This window comes from Nocardia sp. NPDC003482, assembly GCF_053588115.1.
On the sequence record NZ_JBSFPI010000038.1, the window covers coordinates 23611 to 41759 of the forward strand.

Annotated in this window: 16 protein-coding genes and 1 pseudogene; 13 read left to right on the top strand and 4 right to left on the bottom strand. The window is 68.8% G+C overall.

The genetic code is table 11. The features are described 5' to 3' along the window. Positions 1-337 precede the first annotated feature (337 nt). The 4 genes from ACWDSJ_RS35615 to ACWDSJ_RS35630 all read left to right on the top strand — a co-directional run bounded on the left by ACWDSJ_RS35615 (position 338) and on the right by ACWDSJ_RS35630 (position 3714). Positions 338-1567, top strand: coding sequence for a cytochrome P450 family protein (locus tag ACWDSJ_RS35615; protein WP_064909910.1), 1230 nt, complete (start codon positions 338-340; stop codon positions 1565-1567). Positions 1568-1573: 6 nt separating this feature from the next. Next, positions 1574-2398, top strand: coding sequence for a class I SAM-dependent methyltransferase (locus ACWDSJ_RS35620; RefSeq protein ID WP_064909911.1), 825 nt, complete (start codon positions 1574-1576; stop codon positions 2396-2398). Between the two features lie 498 nt (positions 2399-2896). Then, positions 2897-3232: an ArsR/SmtB family transcription factor gene (locus tag ACWDSJ_RS35625; protein ID WP_082976731.1), complete on the top strand. Its 336-nt coding sequence runs from the start codon at positions 2897-2899 to the stop codon at positions 3230-3232. Continuing rightward, positions 3229-3714 (top strand): SRPBCC family protein, encoded by a 486-nt coding sequence (locus ACWDSJ_RS35630; RefSeq protein ID WP_064909912.1) that lies wholly within the window; start codon positions 3229-3231, stop codon positions 3712-3714. The genes ACWDSJ_RS35625 and ACWDSJ_RS35630 overlap by 4 nt, the downstream gene beginning before the upstream one ends. Here the strand turns inward: ACWDSJ_RS35630 and ACWDSJ_RS35635 are convergent, their stop codons facing one another. The 3 genes from ACWDSJ_RS35635 to ACWDSJ_RS35645 form a co-directional block, all read right to left on the bottom strand. Beyond that, a complete protein-coding gene (locus ACWDSJ_RS35635; protein ID WP_064909913.1) occupies positions 3715-4974 on the bottom strand; it encodes an MFS transporter in 1260 nt (419 codons plus the stop codon). Positions 4975-5046: 72 nt separating this feature from the next. Beyond that, positions 5047-6222: an NAD(P)/FAD-dependent oxidoreductase gene (locus ACWDSJ_RS35640; protein ID WP_064909914.1), complete on the bottom strand. Its 1176-nt coding sequence runs from the start codon at positions 6220-6222 to the stop codon at positions 5047-5049. A 31-nt stretch (positions 6223-6253) separates the two neighbouring features. Beyond that, positions 6254-6601 (bottom strand): DsrE/DsrF/TusD sulfur relay family protein, encoded by a 348-nt coding sequence (locus ACWDSJ_RS35645; protein WP_064909915.1) that lies wholly within the window; start codon positions 6599-6601, stop codon positions 6254-6256. 126 nt (positions 6602-6727) lie between these two features. Here ACWDSJ_RS35645 and ACWDSJ_RS35650 point away from each other — a divergent pair, with 126 nt between their 5' ends. Next, the gene (locus tag ACWDSJ_RS35650) at positions 6728-7414 is read left to right on the top strand and encodes an ArsR/SmtB family transcription factor (protein ID WP_064909916.1); all 687 of its coding nucleotides are present in this window, start codon (positions 6728-6730) and stop codon (positions 7412-7414) included. Positions 7415-7460: 46 nt separating this feature from the next. Here the strand turns inward: ACWDSJ_RS35650 and ACWDSJ_RS35655 are convergent, their stop codons facing one another. Further along, a complete protein-coding gene (locus ACWDSJ_RS35655; RefSeq protein WP_369829552.1) occupies positions 7461-9026 on the bottom strand; it encodes a flavin-containing monooxygenase in 1566 nt (521 codons plus the stop codon). A gap of 380 nt (positions 9027-9406) precedes the next feature. Between ACWDSJ_RS35655 and ACWDSJ_RS35660 the strand changes: the two genes are divergently transcribed. The 8 genes and pseudogenes from ACWDSJ_RS35660 to ACWDSJ_RS35695 form a co-directional block, all read left to right on the top strand. Continuing rightward, a complete protein-coding gene (locus ACWDSJ_RS35660; protein ID WP_387368478.1) occupies positions 9407-9553 on the top strand; it encodes a hypothetical protein in 147 nt (48 codons plus the stop codon). A gap of 134 nt (positions 9554-9687) precedes the next feature. Continuing rightward, positions 9688-10599: a hypothetical protein gene (locus tag ACWDSJ_RS35665; protein WP_143860464.1), complete on the top strand. Its 912-nt coding sequence runs from the start codon at positions 9688-9690 to the stop codon at positions 10597-10599. Further along, entirely contained in the window at positions 10596-11840 is a 1245-nt protein-coding gene (locus ACWDSJ_RS35670; RefSeq protein ID WP_082976732.1) for a cutinase family protein, read from the top strand. Before ACWDSJ_RS35665 ends, ACWDSJ_RS35670 begins: the two co-directional genes overlap by 4 nt. Next, entirely contained in the window at positions 11837-12937 is a 1101-nt protein-coding gene (locus tag ACWDSJ_RS35675; RefSeq protein WP_064909919.1) for a lipase family protein, read from the top strand. Before ACWDSJ_RS35670 ends, ACWDSJ_RS35675 begins: the two co-directional genes overlap by 4 nt. Before the next feature lie 132 nt (positions 12938-13069). Next, positions 13070-14209, top strand: coding sequence for a lipase family protein (locus ACWDSJ_RS35680; RefSeq protein ID WP_064909920.1), 1140 nt, complete (start codon positions 13070-13072; stop codon positions 14207-14209). A 97-nt stretch (positions 14210-14306) separates the two neighbouring features. Beyond that, complete coding sequence (locus tag ACWDSJ_RS35685; RefSeq protein WP_064909921.1) at positions 14307-15023, top strand: hypothetical protein; 717 nt, start codon at positions 14307-14309, stop codon at positions 15021-15023. Between the two features lie 265 nt (positions 15024-15288). Continuing rightward, complete coding sequence (locus ACWDSJ_RS35690) at positions 15289-17070, top strand: AfsR/SARP family transcriptional regulator (protein WP_064909922.1); 1782 nt, start codon at positions 15289-15291, stop codon at positions 17068-17070. A 762-nt stretch (positions 17071-17832) separates the two neighbouring features. Then, positions 17833-18149, top strand: a pseudogene (locus ACWDSJ_RS35695) (AAA family ATPase); the annotation flags it as partial.

An 18149-nucleotide genomic window follows, 5' to 3' on the forward strand; every position in this document is an offset into this window, starting at 1 on the left:
TTTCGCTGCACTGCGATTCGGAGGCTGAAGCTCGAAAAGCCTCGCCATGCTGCATCTTTCGCGGTAGCCAACGATTCGATACCGGGTCCGGTCCGTCTCTGTCAGTGCCGCCGAATAGGTGTATTCCGGACGTGTTGTCGTTATGGGTAGGTGGGTTTTTGGGTATGCGTATCCATTTCGATGACGCTGATAAGGGTGGCACCGTATTGATTGGCTGCCGGGTAATTCGAGCAATTCCTCGCAGGCGATGAGATTGATTCCAGACCACTTTTCCAATGGAGTGACGTTGACCTGTCCTGTTGTCCATGGCTCTCCCATCGATACCGGCGAGGCCCGCGTGGCGATCCACGGGGAGAGCTTCCGCCGCGATCCGCACGCGGTGTATCGGGCGCTGCGGCGGCGGTATGGGACGTTGGCGCCGGTGGAGCTGGCGCCGGGCGTCCCGGCTACGCTGGTGCTCGGCTATTACACGGCCGTGCGGATCCTGCACGATCCGGAGCACTTTCCCGCCGATCCGAGGCCGTGGCAGCAGAGCATTGCCGGTGACTGCTCGCTGCGGCCGATGATGGAATGGCGTCCGGCCGCGCGGTACTCCAGCGGAGCCGAGCACGCTCGCTACCGGGCACCGTCGGTCGCCGCCATCGAGGGTGTCGACCTGCACGCGATGCACGCGCGCGTCGAACGGATCGCGACCGCGCTGGTCGACGCTATCCTCCCCGCGGGCCGAGCCGACCTGGCATCCCAGTACGCCTTCCCTCTGGTGCTGGCCGTGCTCACAGAGGTATACGGTGGCTCCGAGGACATCGTGGGCCAGGTCGCGGCCGGCACGAAGGAGCGCTTCGACAGCGACGGCACCGCGGCACCCGGCATGGACACCCTCACCGCCGCGTTGACCGACCTCGTCCCGTTCAAGCGCGCTCACCCAGGCGACGACATCACCACACGGCTGATCCAGCATCCCGCCCGGCTCGATGACCGGGAAGTGGCCGCCCAGCTGATGAGCTTCGCCGGAGCGGGCTTGCAAGCGGTGCCCGACCTCGTCTGCAACGCGCTGCGTTTGATGCTCAGCGACGATCGATTCGGCGGCAGCCTGCTCAGCGGCAGCCTGCACACCCGCGACGCCCTCGACGCGGTGCTGTTCAACGACCCGCCCATGGCCAACTTCTGCACCACCTACCCACGCCAGCCGATCCTGGTCGGCAACATGTGGCTGCCCGCGGTCCAGCCGGTCGTCATCAGCATCGCCGCCTGCAACAACGACCCCGAAATAGCCAGCAATGACACAGCCCGGTCGGGCAATCGATCGCATTTGGCGTTCAGCACCGGCCCGCATGCCTGCCCCGCTCGGACCGTGGCGTATCAGATCGCGCAGGACGCGATCGACTACCTCCTCGACCTCATCCCCGACATCGTCCTGGCCGTGCCCGCCGACCGGCTCGAGTACCGGCCGGGCCCGTTCCACCGCGCACTCACCGCGCTTCCCGTCGTGTTCCCCCGCGCCCAGCGATCAGGCGCACCCACCCCACACCGGACCGACCCCCGACATCTCCCACCGAAGAAAGGGTGAACACACATGCACACCGGACGCCCCAGCGACACCGCCGCCGCCATCGCGCACATCAGAGCCAAGTACTCCAAACTCCATCCAGAGATACTCGCCGATCCGCTCGCCGACCGAATCCTCTGCGAGCCGGTCCTCGACCACACAGTGCTCGATCGAGGGCTGGCACCGGACGTGGCGCACCGCCGGGGCCAATACATCCTCGCGCGCTCCCGATTCGCCGACGACCGCCTCGCCGCGGCTGTCGCCAGAGGAGTCGACCAAATCGTCATCCTCGGCGCCGGACTCGACACCACCGCCTACCGCAGCAGCCACCACGTGCGATTTTTCGAAGTCGACCACCCCGACACCCAGACCTGGAAACAGCGCCTGCTCGCCGAGGCCACCATCCCCGTCCCCGACACCGTGACCTTCGTACCGATCGACTTCGAACACACCACGCTGGCAGCAGAACTGGCGACAGCAGGTCTGGACCGCAGCCGCCCGGCGGTCTACATCGCGCTCGGTGTCACCGTGTACCTCACCCGGCCAGCGCTCGAGGACATGCTCGGCTACATCCTCGACCACCACGGCGGCGAAGGCGTCCTCGACTACTTCTACCCACCCCACCACGCCAGCGCCGACCACCTCCACACGCGCGCCGAAAGCACCGCACGACTGGGAGAGCCATGGCGCTCCTGCTTCACCGCCGACGAATTCCACCACCTCATCCAGTCTTTCGGGGGCCAGCTCCTCGAAGACCACTGCGCGTCCGAGCTTGTGGCCGCCTATGCCGGCCGGACAGAGATACCCTCCACGGCGGCGGGAACGCATGTCGTCCACTGCTCGGGCCGCTGACACCGGTCCAGGGCCAGGGCGCGCCCGCGACCTCTGGTTCTATCGGCGATCTGTGACGTCGCCGATCTGTGAACTCTGACGTCGCCTTCCGAACCGGTGATGTTCATATCGGGAATTTTGACGTCGTGATCTTGATGGTGGTGGAAAGGGGGCGTGTGCTTCGCCCTCGACGCACCCGTTGCAGGGATACCGTGCGCACCACCGTGCCTCGGACGAGGCTGCGGAGGTGCACCGCGGACCCGGCCTGCTCTACGAGAGAAGTGGCTCGAGCGCCGAGATAAGGGTAGTCGTAGCATTCGCCGAAAATCGGGCGGTTATGGCGTAGCTCGTGTCGATGTGCGAATCGACTTCTCACCTGAACTCGAAGTCGGCTTCCGCGCACTGCGGGTTCGCACTGGGGATCCGGGTGTGCCATGGAGGTTGTCGCTCGGGAGTTGGTGGCAGATCGGTGGCTGCTGCCTCTTGCTTCGCCGCTTCTGAAAGTGCAGACTTACGAAAGTGAGCGCTTTCAGAGATGTGGATCTGGCGATTCTGGGCGACCCGATGCGCAAGGCGATCTTCGAGCGGCTGGCGCGCCGGCCGTGTTCGGTGGGTGAGCTGGCGCAGGAGTTGCCGATCACTCGTCAGGCGGTCTCGCAGCATTTGCAGGTCCTCAAGCAGGGCGGTCTGGTGGTGGTCTCTCCGCAGGGCACGCGGCGGATCTATCGGATCAATCCGGAAGGGCTGGAGGCGATTCAGGCGTATTTCCAGCAGATCTGGGACAACGCGCTCGCTGCTTTTCAGAAGGCCGCCGAGGCGGCGGCCGACGATTTCGGACAGGAGAAACCGTTATGAGCACGACCCCGGATGTTGCTGCGTTGCAAGGGAAAGCGTCGGTGGCGCTGCCGATGGAGCGGGCGTTCGCGTTCTTCACCGAGTCCTTCGGTAGTTGGTGGCCGTCGGCCTACCACATCGGTGCGTCGGAGATGGCCGATGCGATCCTGGAGCCTCAGGTGGGCGGGCGCTGGTACGAGCGCGGGGTCGATGGCAGCGAATGCGATTGGGGGCGGGTGCTGGTGTGGGAGCCCCCGCACCGGCTGGTGGTGACCTGGCAGATCACCGGGCACTGGCAGTACGACCCGGATCCCGAGCGTGCGAGTGAGATCGAGGTGCGTTTCACCGCCGAGGGCCCGGCGCAGACCACGGTCACTCTCGAACATCGCCATATCGACCGGCTGGTCGAGGGCGCGGCGATGGCCAAGACCATCGTCGAGGGCGGCGGGGGCTGGAATTCGGTGCTGGAAGCCTTCGCCAAGACCGCCGAAGCCCAAGCCTGACTATGCCGGTCGCCGGTTGCCGCTGAACGCGGCGACCGGCACCACCGCCAAGGCGAGGACGCCACCGGCCAGTGCCAGGGCGGGGTAGCTGGTGGCGGCGACCATCAGTCCCGATCCCATGCCGCCGGTGGCTCCCGCGATGGCGATCGAGACATCGACCGTGCCTTGGGTTTTGGCGCGGGTCGCCAGCGGCACCGTGTCGGTGATGATGGCGGTCCCCGCGACCAGGCCCAGGTTCCAACCCAATCCGAGCAGCGCCAGGGCCAGAGCGAGCAGCACGATCGAATCTCCGGGGGCGAGGGCGGCCAGCAGTCCGGCACCCAGCAGGGTGATGCCGGAGGCGGCGGCGACGGGCAGGCGGCCGTAGCGGTCGACCAGCCAGCCGGTTACCGGTGAGGGTAGGTACATCGCGCCGACGTGGACGGCGATCACCACTCCGGCTGCGGCGGTTCCGTGGCCGTGGGCGAGCATGTGGACCGGGGTCATGGTCATGATCGCGACCATCACCAACTGGGTCACCGCCATCACGAAACCGCCTGTCGCGATGCCTCTCTCGATACCGCGGGCCGACACCGTATTCGCGGCTTGCGCGGTGTCGACGGGGTGCGCGGCACCGAGTTCACGTGCCAGCAGCAGCGGGTCCGGACGCAGCCACAGCCCCAGCACGAGCGCGGCCAGGCTGTACGCGAGGGCGGCGAGCAGGAACGGCCCGGCCAGATAGGGAATGCCGAGGGTGTCGGCCAGATCCCCGGTCGGGGCGGCGAGATTCGGGCCGACCACACCACCGAGGGTGGTCGCCACCAGCACCGTCGATACCGCGCGTCCGCGGTGGGCGGGCTCGGCGAGATCGGCTCCGGCGTAGCGGGCTTGCAGGTTGGTGGCGGTGCCCGCGCCGTAGACGAACAACGCCACGAACAGCACGACCGGGTTGTCGAGCACGGCTGCGGCGATGACGCCGAGGCTGCCGAGCGCGCCGGTGAGGTATCCGGCGGCCAGTCCGGGACGTCGGCCGCAGGCTTGGGAGAGTCGTCCGACGGCGATCGCCGCGAGGGCCGAGCCCGCGGTGAACAGGGCGCTGGGCAGTCCGGCCAGTCCGGTGGAGCCGAGCATGTCCTGAGCTAGGAGGGCGCCGACGGTGATGCCGGCGGCCAGCCCGGCACCGCTGAGGATCTGCGCGGCGACCAGAACGTTCAGCACGCGACGTTGCGCTCGCGCGGTCTCGGGGACAGGAGTACCGGCGGTGGTGGCGGGGAGGGACACGAGAGGTTCTTTCGCCGAAGGTGCAGGCAGGCCCGGGCCACCGCTGTTCGCCGGCGGTGGCCCGGTTCGAGGTCAGGCGCGAATGTTCCAGCGCGCCAGCCAGTCTCGCTCCTGCTGCTCCTTCTCGTGATGGTAGGCCGCTGACGGTTCACGCAGACTCACCTGCGGAGCGGGCGAGGCCAGGAACTCGCCTTCGCCCTTGGCCGCCAGGCCGTCTCCGAGCTCGACGTAGCAGGCTCCTTTCCCGGTGAACCGGGTATCGGGGGCGTCATAACCCAGATGCCGGGCGACCTGGTGGGCGGCGACCAGGGCTTGGGCCTCGGCGAAGATCGCGGCTTTGGGCAGGGGCTTGCCGTTGGGCAGTAGCAGCGCGGTGCTGTCACCGACCGCGTACACCCCCGCCGTGGCGGTGGCCAGGGTGCCCGCATCGACCGGGATCCAGCCGTTGGGGCCCAGTCCGGTGGAGGCGACCGCCGCGCCGGGCGCGTGCGGGGGAACGACAGCGAGCAGGTCGAAGGTTTCGGTGCTGCCGTCGGCGAACTCGACACTGCGCGTGGACGGGTCGACGCGGGTGGCCGAGGTGCCGCCGTGGAAGCCGATGCCCTTGGCGGCCATCATGTCCACCAGCGCGTTGCCGACCGCGGGCCCGGCGACCGGCATCGGCAGCGGATCCGGGGTGAACACGTCCACCCGAACCTGGGTGCTGGTGAATTTCTCGCCGAGCTGATCAGCGAGCAGGAACGCGGCCTCGAACGGGGCCGCGGGGCATTTGAACGGCGTCGAGGCAACGAGCACCATCACCCGGCCCGTCTCCAGCGCTTCGACCTTGTTGTGCAGGTCCGCGGCGCCGTCGGCGGTGTAGAACTGGCCCGCGACCCCGGCCTCGAGCGCAGCCGACAATCCGGTCAGGCGATCGAGGTCCAGGCTCGCGCCCAGCGCGATGACCAGCGCGTCGTAGCCGATCGTCCCGGCCGGGCCGCAGTCGATGGTCCGCGAGTCCAGGTCGATGCGCTCGATCTGTCCGGTCACCCGGTCGACCCCCGGCAGCGCGGCGGCGCTCGGGCGCACCGCGACCTGCTCGGTGCTGCGCCAGCCGCGCAGCACCCACAGCAGCGACAGGCCCAGGGTGCCGTCGAAGCCGCGGTCGATCAGCACGATTCGGTCCTGGGCGGGCAGGGTTTTGCGGAGTTCGGTCGCGGCGGTCAGTCCGCCCACGCCCGCACCGAGCACGACAACGGTTTTGCTCATGGCTTCGGGTTCCTTTGCAGCGGAAGGGATGTCAGACGTTGATGACCTGGTCGGCCCAGGCCGTCCAGTCGGCCAGCTCGGCCATCGAGGAACGGTGCGCGCCGTCGACGAGCTGGTCCTCGCCCATGCCGCGCGCGTCCATGCAGGCACCGCAGTTGCCGATCTGTCCGCCCTTGCCGGTGAAGGCGCTGGTCATCTTGGCCAGGTTGTAGAACCCGTTGGGAACCTTCTGCCCGGCAGTGACCGAGATGACCGCGTCAGCGAAGTTGAACACCCGCACCTGGTGTCCGGCGTCGAGCATCTGCCGGGCCCAGCGGATGCCGTTGTAGGTGCGTTCGGTGCCGTAGGGCGGGTCGTGCAGCACGAAGAGGTAGTTCACGTGTTCTCCCAGGTCAGGTGGCTCCCACCCGAAAGGGTGGCGGGGGTGCGAATACAATCGCCATGTCTGATGTTGTTCCAAAGAACTATGGAATAAGCTATTCCAAAGAGTATTGGAGAAGCAAGCGTGAGTGAGCCCACCGGCCGCAAAGCCGCCCTGTTCGACGAGATCGCCCGCGTCGGCAAAGCCCTGGGCAACGGCCGCCGCCTGCAGATCCTGGACCTGCTCGCCCAAGGCGAGCGCACCGTCGAGGCCATCGCGCACGCCACCGGCCAGAACGTGACCACCGCCTCGGCGAACCTGCAATCGCTCAAGTCCGGCGGCCTGGTCGAAGCCCGCCGCGAGGGCACCCGCCAGATCTACCGCCTCGCCGGCACCGATGTCGCCCGCCTGTTCGCCCTGGTGCAGACCGTGGCCGAGGCACACCTGGCCGATGTCGCCGTTGCCGCCGCCGCGGTGCTCGGCTCTCCTGAGGACGCGATCACCCGCGAGGAACTCCTCCGCCGCCACGACGCCGGTGAGATCACCCTGATCGACGTGCGTCCCCACGAGGAATACGACGCCGGTCATATCCCCGGGGCGATCAGCGTCCCCCTCGCCGAGCTGGCGGCGCGCCTGGCCGAACTGCCCACCGATCGCGACATAGTCGCCTACTGCCGCGGGACCTACTGCGTCATGGCACCGGACGCGGTCCGCATCGCGCAGTCCTCGGGGCGGCAGGTCAAACGCCTCGACGAAGGCATGCTCGAATGGGCCCTGGCCGGGCTGCCGGTGGACCGCCGATGGAGCCGGGCCCGATCTGTCACTGAGTGACGGTCGAATTCGCCGATACCGACGACAACATTCACCAGAACAACCACTACCTCCCGGTGTGGGCCGTGGTGGTCTTGCTCGATGAGGTGGCGGCAGAAGCTGCTGAGGTTCCGGGGACCGGGTAGAAGGCCCGTGCGGCGTCGGTGCGGGTCATCTGGCGGAAGGCGCGCGCGGTGGTGGGCCATGCGTTGGTGACCTCGCCGGACGGGCGTTTGAACCAGGCCCGCACGCCCGTGGGCCATACGGTGCGCGCCAGCTGCGCGTCGAGCCAGACCCGGTATTGCGACATCGCTGCCGTGGTGACCTCGATCGGGGCATCCCATCGGTCGGAGAGCGCGATACAGCGGGCGATGTAGCGTGCTTGATCGGCTTTGAGGGATGGATTGCTGTTGGCCGCGGTGAAGCTGTTGGGTCCGGCGATGAGGTACATGTTGGGGAAGCCCGGTACCGCGAGCCCGAGGAACGCCTCGGGTCGTGCGGAGTTCCATCGGTCGTGCAAGTCCACGCCACCGCGGCCTCGAATTCTGATCCCGCCCAGCAGTTCTGTTGCCCGGTACCCGGTGGCGTAGACGATCACGTCGGCGCGCCGGTGAGTGCTGTCCGCCGAGTAGATGCCGTCGGCGACGATGCGGTCGATCCGATCGGTCACCAGCTCGACGTTTGGCCGCATCAGCGTGGGATAAAACATGTTGTCGAGCAGAATTCTCTTCTCGCCGATCCGGTATCGCGGTGTGAGTGCCTGCCGCAGTGCAGGATCGGGGACCTGGCGCCGCAGGTGCGCGTGAGCGATCCAGGTCGCGGGCCGCGCCGACCAGCCGCCGCGCATGATCGGGGCCAGAACCGCGTCGGCCCCGTGATACAGACCCGCACGGTAGAGCTGGTGTGCTCCCGGGACACGCCCCAGAACCCAGCGAGACACCGGCCCGAATCGTTTTCCGGGTTTGGGCAAGATCCATGCCGACGAGCGTTGGTACACCGTCACGGATGCGGCGGTGCGTGCCAGCTCCGGGATCATCTGCGCCGCAGATGATCCGGTGCCGATGACTGCGATGTGCCCGGTCAGGTCGGCCTCGTGGTCCCAGCGCGCGGAGTGGAAGGCGCGGCCTCGGAAGCTGTGCGCGCCGGGAAGGGTCGGGTAGGCGGGGCGGTGCAGTTGCCCGACCGCCCATACCACTGACCTCGCTCGGATCTTCTGGCCGGCGGTGGTGGTCAGCGTCCATGTGCTTGTCGCAGAGTCGAAGTCCGCGCCGAGGACGGTTGTGCCGCACTGTAGATGCGTGCGCAAGCCGTGACGGTCGGCCACCTGCCGCATGTAGTCGAGGATGTCTGCCTGCCCCGGAAACCGGATGTCGGTGCCTCGGTACGGGTCGAAAGCGAATGAATACAGATGCGAGGGCACATCGCAGGCACAACCCGGGTAGGTGTTCTCGCGCCAGACCCCGCCGACATCCTCGCCGCCCTCCAGCACGACGAAGTTGTCGATACCCGACGAACGCAGTTCCGCAGCCATGGTGAGCCCACCGAACCCTGCGCCGACAATGACGACCTCGACGGTCCGCCCGGGACCTGAAACAGCCGACCGCATCCTTGCGGGTGGCTTTGTGCTTGTCATCAGAAACCTCGAATCAAATAACGGCAGCACAAGGAGCCTGCGCATAGTGCCGTGACGATCGGTCAGATTCAGCCGGGGCGGACTATTCGGTCACTCCGCCTATGCGGGCTTCCCGGGAACCGCTCTGCGTGATGCCCAGAATTCAGGCTCGTGTCAGCCGAGTCAACAACCGTAAATTGCCCAATTTGTGCGCGATGGACTGGTAATTGCCCAGACTGGGCAATTAATTCCGCAAAAGGTGCCTGAACTGGGCACCCGCAACCCTTTGACACCGACCTGACCTTCGAGTGAAGTAATAGAAGGCAAACAGCGATGCCGAATCCGAACTCTCTCACCATTTTTCGGCATCGCGTGCGCCTTCATTCCGGGGAGCTGTGATCGTGACGCAACTCCTCATCCTGCTCGAGAAAGGAATAAATATGGATCCGAACGATGTCCTCAACCTGCTCAATTCCGGTGCGATTCTCGCATCGAACCTGCTGTCTGTCGCCGCCCAGGCATTGAGCTTCGTCCTGTTTTTCCTCTGACCCTCGACATGCGGTGATGGGCGCTCCCGGTCGCATCGACGCCACCGGGAGCGCCCACACCGCGCATGCGCTGTCGAGCGCAATTGTCGAATCGGTTCTCCTCGTTCTTCCTTCCTCATAAGGGGTTATTCGTCATGCCCAGAAACAGAAGCAATCCCGCCGACATCACGGCCTGCTCCGAGCGCAATGCTCGACTCGGCGGGTTCGTGCATCGAGCCGTCCGCCGACGAGGTGTCGCGCTGGGTAGTCAGGCGTTGGTCGTCGGCGCGGTGCACGCGCTGGTCCTGCTGACCACGCCGGACGCCGCCGCCGCGACGATCGCGCCGATCGTCGACCAGCCCGGCGTGACCACTCCGGTACAGCCCGGAACGGCCACACCACCGCCGCCGCCACCGCCTCCTGCGCCACCGGTCGCGCCGTCGTATACCGAGCAACCGGCTGCGGTACGCAACGGACCCGTGCCCCGGCCCGCGCCATCCCCGGATCCGGTCGAGCCGGTGAAAGTGGAGGAGTTGCATCCCCCCGTCCCAGTCGCACCGGTCGCGCCTATCGCGCCGCCGGTGGACGAGATCAGGGTGGGCCAATTCGCGGTGCCGTCGCCGCCGTGGGTTCCCGGCGAGGTCCGCGACGCGATCAACGACACCGCGGCGACAGCAGAGGCTCAGGTCGCCACGGCTTTGGACTCGATCGGGATCCCGCCGGGCCGCTCGGACCGGGTCAGCGGGGCCACCCTCGCCGGTGCGGGGATCGGCGGCGCGATCGGTGCCACGATCACCGCCGCCCCGGCCGCAGCGGCCGGAGCGGTGGTCGGTGGCCTGGTGGGCGGGACGATCGGCGGGATCGCCGGGGCTGCGGTGGGCACGCTGGTCACGGTGCCGGTCATCGGGACCGTCACCTCCGGCGTCGCCGGTACCGCCATCGGAGCGGCCGCCGGAGCGGCGGCCGGAGCCATCATCGCCGGAGCGCCCGCTGCTGTGGCCGGTGCGCTGGTTGGTGGCACCGTCGGCGCGGGATTCGGTGCCGCGGTCGGGGTGGACCAACGATGAGAACCGTGCAGACGCGAACTCGTATCGCCGCTCTGCTGGCCCCGGTGGCAGCCACCGTCCTCGCGGTACCGGGACCGGCCGGGGCCGCACCCGACCCGGCCGGCCCCGGATGTCCGGTCTTGTGGGTGCTCGGAGTCCAAGGCACCGGCCAGTCGTCGCCGGACGCGAGCCGCACCGACGACACCGGGATGCTCGGCGCACTGCTCGGGCCGGTCACTGCGGCGGCCGGTACATCGGTGCAACACACCTACATCCCGTACGCGGCGGGATTCGGCGGCGTCGTCGGTGCCGGAGGAGGCGAGGAACCCTACGCCGACTCGGTCACCGACGTGATTACAGATCTCGGTGTCGAGGCTCAGCGCATCGTGGACCAATGCCCCGACACCGAGCTGGCGCTGGTCGGGTTTTCTCAAGGGGCGCAAGCTGTCTCGCAGGTCGCGCGCGCGATCGGCGCCGGGAACGGGCCGGTGGCGCCGGACAAGGTCGCGGCGGTCGCGCTCTACGCCAACCCCGAACGCAGGGCGGGCGGGCCGGTATTGGCGGGGCGGCCCGGACAGAGCACACCGGATCCCGCTCCGGGGACCAGCGGCGCGGCCGTGTCCACCGTGCACCTGGCCGCGCCGTCGGCGTCCGGGGGCGGGATCGCTGACGACGGAGCCGAATACGGGTCGCTCACCGGCCGGGTTCTCGACGTCTGTGCCGACGGGGACCTGGCGTGTTCGGCGCCCCAGCACGCGGCGGCGTTGCGGTTCGGTGCGCTGCTCGCTGCGCAAGCCGATCTGTCCAACCCGATCGCCGCCACCGACAGCCTGCAAGCAGCGATGTCGCAGGCGTTGGGGTCGGCGTGGACGACCGTGGTGCTCGACGACGTCGTCGTCGATGCGGACACCGTGGATTATCGTCCGCAAAAGTCGTTGTCGCAGCGGCTCATCGATGCCGCTGATCCACGAGTCCCCGCCCCGGGCCGGGACCGGGTGCGTGCGGCGGCCGATCGCTGGAACCAGGTGACTGCCACCGTCGTCTCTCATCCGGGCGAATTGCCGAGGCTGGCCGGACAGTTGGCGGGTGCGGTCGGCCAGGTGGCCGCCGACAACGGCGATCTGGCGAATCCCGAGGTGTGGGTTCGCATCCTCGGCACAGCACCGATCCACGAGGGGTACGCGGTGGCCGGTCAGCTTGCGTCCGGGATCGCGTGGCTTGTCGCGGTGGCCCATGACCTCGCCGACAAGGGGTCGCGATGACCGACATGACAAGGCCCGACGTCGATTTCTACACCCCGCCCGCTCTGGACGGGCTGCACCGGCCCGGAGACATTCTGCGGCTGCGTCCGGCACCGGCGTTGTCCGGCGCGGATCAGGCGTGGCAGATCCTGTATGTGTCTCGCGATTCGTGTGATCAGCCGATCCCGGTGTCGGCAACCGTGATCACCCCCGATGCCTCCGCACCCGATCTCGGTGGCGCGGTGCTGGTCTACTACCCCAGCTTCCATGGCCTCGGTGGGCCTTCGGCCTCTCAGCTGTTGGCCATGGGGGCCGAGCCCGACGGCGCCCAGATCCGGGCGGCGCTGGCACGCGGATTCGTGGTCGCGGTGGCCGATGGGGAGGGGCTCGGGGTGATCGGTTATGGTCCGCACACTTTTCTCGCCGGTCGTGCGGGCGGGCAGGTGATGCTCGACCTGGCCCGCGCCGCGACCCGTGTTCCCGCTCTGAACGCTGCGGAGTCCCCGGTGGTGTTCTGGGGTTACGGCGATGGCGGCAGGTCGGCGGTGTGGGCAGGGGGCCTGCAGCTGGTCTGTGCGCCGGAGCTGGATGTGCGCGGGATCGCTGCCGGGGCGGTGGTCACCGATCCGGGACAGGCCCTGCGCAGCGTGAATCGGGGCGCGTGGGCGGGTCTCGGGCTCGCGGCGCTGATCGGGCTCTCCCACGCGCATCGGCGTCTGCCGCTGCGCCACATCTTCACCGAGGAATCGCGCCAGAGCGTGGTGGGCGAGGCGGAAGTGTCGAACCGGGGGCGGTTCTTCGAGCGGTATCGGCACCCGGTCGGGGTCTGGTGCGAGCGGACCGACGTCTGGAACGACCCGCTCTGGCAGCACGTATTCGCTCTCGAGCTGATCAACGCGAGCCTGCTCCCGGCGGCGCCGATATACCTGTATCACGGCTCGACCGATGGCATCGTGCCGGTCACTTTCGGCCGCCGCCTCGCGCACGAGTTCCGTACTCGCGGTGCGCCGGTCGGCTGGCGCGAATACGACGGCGATCACTGCCGCACCGCCCGCACCGCCATCGACGACGTGTTCGACCAGCTCACCGAGTACCTGACCCGCCCGACACGCTCGTGACCCGCACACCGGGCACACCTGCCTGAGATGCCCTGCCCTGTCGGGTGCCCTCTCGACGGGGCGAGGCAGGTGGCACCGGGTATTCCAACTCCCTTGCGCCACATGACAATCCACTGACCGATAGAGGTGTCCATGTCCGAGTTCTACGCTGCCCCGATCCTCCACGGCGACCATTCCCCCGGTGAATTCGTGCGAATGCGCCCCGCGTTCGTTCCCCAGCTGCCCGGCGCGGCGGCGGCCTGGCAGATCCTGTTCGTCTCGCGCGATTCCCACGGCGCGCTGACACCCGCCTCGGGAATCGTCATCCTCCCCGACACCGCCACCAGCCCGGAGGCAATGCTGGTGTACTACCCGGCATTTCGAGGGCTGGGTGGGCCGTGCGCGCCGTCGCGGTCGCTGGTTGTCGGGTCCGGCCCCGACACCCCCGACATCGCGGTGCTCGCCGAGGCGCTGGCGCGGGGATGGGTGGTCGCGGTGCCCGACGGCGAAGGGCTCGGTGTGACCGGCGCGGGCCCGCACAGCTTCCTCGCCGCTCGCGCCGGCGGGCAGATCGTGCTCGATCTGGCTCGCGCCGCGCGCCTGGTTCCCGACCTCGAAGCCGACGACGGCGAGGCAGCCCAGCTGCCGGTGCTGGCATGGGGATACGCCGATGGAGGCCGCGCAGTCGCCAAAGCAGGCGAACTACACGCCGACTACGCACCGGACCTGGACTTGCGAGGACTGTGCGCGGGCGCGGTGGTCTCCGATCTCGCCGCGGTGGCCCACACCATCGGCACCGGCGCCTACTCGGCGCTCGCGGTGGCCGGGCTGATCGGATTGGCACGCGCCTACCCGCATCTGCCGCTGCTGGACGTGCTCAACGCCGAGGGACAACAGCTCGCCGCACACGCGGACTCCCTGACCGTCGAGCACCTACTCGATTGGTATCGCCAGCCGCTGTCGCACTGGTGCCGCCGCCCCGACCCGTGGAACGACCCGGTGTGGCGGTGGGTGCTGGCCGGAGAAACCCTGGGCCACACCGCACCCGGCGTACCGATACGGCTCTACCACGGTGTCGAAGATCAAGTCGTTCCCGTAACTGCTGGGCGGGACGCGATGATCGCCTACCTCCAGCGCGGCGCGGACGTGAGCTGGCGCGAGTACGACACCGGCCACCTCGCCACCGCCAGCCAGGCTTGCGGCGACGCCTTCACCTACCTCGCCAACACCCTGACCGACCCCACCGGCGACCGCCAACAGCCCGCGCGTCGCACCGACGCGGCACGCGCCTGACCCCCACCGGGGACACCTGCCCGCACCCGGCCACCCCTGCCGCCGAGTGCGGGCAGGCCACCGAAGCCGAACCCGACCGAAAGGGGTGTGAAACACGGTGCCTCGCAACGACAACAGCCCCGGCGAGGAATGGAACCGACCGGCCACCGCGCCTGAGGCGGAACTCGACCTCGACGCCGCCGAGGCTGCGACCCCGTCAGCACAGTCGGCTCCCACAGCCCAACCCGCCTGGTTCACCCCACCGTCCCCCGATGTCGACCTCGAACAACCACCAGCCCGGCGGCGCGGACGTGCTCTGCGCGGGTGGGCCGCCCTCGCGGCCCTCGCCGCGGTCTCCGTCGGCGTGCCAGCCACCACCCACACCAGCCACGAGAACAGCCCGCGTACCAGCGGGATCTCGGCGACCGCGCACCCACCAGCCACCACCACCACGGCGGCGAGCAGCGACCCGTGCGCGGGATTGTCAGGAACAGTGGTGACCCGTCGTGCCGGTAGACCCGACACCATCGCGGGCGTGATCGCCACCTTCGAATTCGACTACTACGTCGCGCGGGATGCCGAGAAGGCCATGGCGCTCGTTTCGCCGGACGCCGGAATGACCCAGCAGGGACTGGCCGAAGGCATTGCCACGATCCCGCTGGGCGCCACGCACTGTGTCGCGATCACCCCTGTCACCACCAACACCGCCAACGCCCACATCGCCGAGCTACACCCCGACGGCCGCCGCGTCGACTACCTCCAGGTCATCAACACCGTCTCAGCTCCCGCCCCCGGTGGCGGCCTGCTGATCAGCCACGTTCAGGAGCAGGGATGAAGCCGCCCGCCCAGGTGCGCGACCCGGACGCTGCTCGCCCGCGGTTGTGATGGCTTCGGGCGCACCACTTTTCCGCCGTAGTGCGGGTCGTGGGCTGCTCATCGCGGTGGCCGGAGTAGGGCCGGGCTCAGGTGTCACGACCACCACGGTCGCGCTCGCACGGACCTGGCCCGGACCCGAGCAGGCGGTGATCGTCGAAGCCGACCCGACAGGCGGACAACTGGCCGCCCTAACCGGAGCAGACCCATACCGGGGTCTGGCAAGCATGGCCCGCGCCGCCTCTGCCGGCGCACCGGCCAAAGCCCTGGAGCTCACCGAGCACGCCCAGCTCCTCCCCGGCGGGGTCGCGTTCCTCGCTTCGCCGCCCGGACCCGACTCGGGCCCCCGCGCCGCATGGACCACCGCGCTACTCACCGCTGACGACAACAGCCACCCCCGGGACTGGAACCCCAGCGGTGTCACTGTGTTCGCCGACTGCGGAGCCCCCGAGCCGGGCTCGGTCACCGCCTCGATCCTCACCCACGCCGACGCTCGCCTGCTCGTCGTGCACGCCGACCGCGACGACCCGGTCCATGCCCGGCACCGGATCCTCGCGCTGACCGCCCACGGCCGCCGCCGGGCGGTCCTGCTCATCGACCCCCACCCCGGCAGCGACTACGCGACCGCTCTCGGGATCCCGGTCATGGCGCGCCTGCCCGCCGACTCAGCGTCCGCTGCCACGCTGCTTCGCCGACCCCGCCCCTGGGCTCGCCGCAACCATCTGCTGCCCGCCGCCCGCGTCATCGCCACCGCCATCGACACCCAACTCCGCCCGTCCCGACCGACACCCCGAACCACCAGAACCCCGCGCACCAGCCCAGCGACGGGGCGCCACCTCTTCGCCCGCCCGGCGGCACGGCCGACGGTCTACCGGATCGACCTGCCTGACCGCCCGCCACCGGCCGGGCGACCGGCACCGGATACCAGGACCAGCCCGGCCTCTCGCCGGTCACCACCCGAGGCACCCGCCAACACGGGCACCGGCCGCGCGGGTACCGGTCACCGCAACCGCCACGACGCGGACAACGCCAGAACCGAGGTGCCGCAGCGGCCCACCGCATCCCTGCCCCCCTCCGGCGCGGCCGGACGCGACGCCCGGTCCGAGCCGAGATCACCGAGCGCGGGTCCGGCCCCGACCCGCGACGGCCCCGGGGCCTCTGCCACGGTCTGCACTGGTATGCCCGAGGCAGACGCGGCGGTGCCGAGGGAACCAGCGCCGGTGTTGTCGGTCACGGTGTTCGGGCCGTTGCGGGTGCTGTGGCGGCCGAGCGGCCACGACGCCCCGGTCGAGATCACCCGGAACTTGCGGCCTCGCGAGCGCGAGCTATTGATCCTGCTCGCGGTCCACCCGGCCGGCGCGACCCGCGAGACGGTAATCGAAGCGCTGTGGCCAGAGCACAACTCGCCCCGCCCGACCAACACCCTCAACACCGTCGTGTCCCGCCTGCGCACCGCCCTGGCCACCGCCACCGGCGACACCGCCAGCACCTTCATCGACAACGACCACTCCCGCTACCGGCTGGACCCCGGCCTCTGGGACGTGGACTACCGCGTCTTCGACTCCGCCGTGACCGCGCTGCGCGCCGCCACCGACCCGGTCGAGCGTGAACGGGCGTGCCGGGCGGTGCTGTCCGCGGCCGACGGCGTGCTCGCCGAAGAGCTGACCGCCGACTGGATCGCGCCGATCCGCGAGCACGCCCGCCGCGACCGCCTCAAAGCCCTCGGGAAGCTCGCCGCCATGCTGGTCGACACCGACCCCGATCAAACCATGGCCATGCTGGAAACCGCACTCGCGCTCGACCCCACCAACGAACCGATTTACCAAGACATTCTCCGCCTGCACGCCCGCCTCGGCGAACGCACCGTCATCAACCCCACCCTTGCCCTGCTGAAACGCCGCCTCGAATCCATCGGCGACACCCCCACACAACGCACCCTCGATATCGCCGAACGACTCCGCGACCAACAACCCGGCCACCACGACACCGGACCCGGCCCCGGTCAATAAACACCTAAGAGTCCCGATATCGACAATTACTAACCCCGGAGAAATAATAGCGTCACCAACGGCCCGGTACTCGCGATGGAATAGCGGACCCGATATCTCATCGCCGAGAATTGATTATCGAACAGACTCCGGCGATGCATCGGGCTCGATGCGTGTCAGGCGCTGTCGAGTCGCCTGACGGTGCTCACCCTCTATCGAGGTGATCTTGCCGGCTCGGTGGGTGCCGATACGGGGGCCGATAGGTGGGCCGATAGACGGGCCTTTAGGTGGGCCGCTTGAGATCGGCCCACCCCATCGACCGCATACACACAGGTCACGGCCTATTTCGCGCCGAGCCACACGTCCAGGCTGTATGGAGATACAACAGGGTCAACACGTCGGGGGTGGCCCCTCACCCCACCGGAACGACAGTCCCGGCCCCCTCCCGGCTTCGGTTCCCGCTTCGTGTCGCTCCGGTCGGACGACCGGCGACCTCGCTGCCGGGCCGCGCTGCTGCCGGGCCGCGCGGCGGACCGAATTCATTTCCGGGAAATGAAACTCCGCGCCGCTTGCTGTGTCGACAATTGCCGCGAGTCCGGTGTCGCGGCCGGAATTTTCCAATATTTTTCCGGTGGTTGTCTTGAATTCGCACCATTTCGCGAGCTACTTTCGACCGGTACCGACCGGGCAGGAACAACAGAATTCCGATTCCCGGACCCCCGCGTCGAATTCGGCAATTCGCCGACAGGATGACGCAACCAATTTCCGACAGGAGTTACCGACATGACCACCTATACCCCCGCAACGGCGACCGGCGCGGCCCGGCTGGCGAACGGTGAATTGCGCGCGATGGTCGCGCGGGTGCTGGCTGACAACCCCGGCACCGAATTCGGGCCGCGCCAGATCTCGCTCGTGCTGGGCCGGTCGTCCGGTGCCATCGGCAACGCCCTGGACAGGCTGACCGGTGCCGGACAGGCCGAACAAACCAACACCCAGCCCCGCCGCTACCGCGCCACCCGCACCACAGCCACCGCCGCCATCGGCGCGGCCCCCGCCCGGACCCCGCGCCCCGACCGGACCCCGCGCCGACCCCGGCCCGC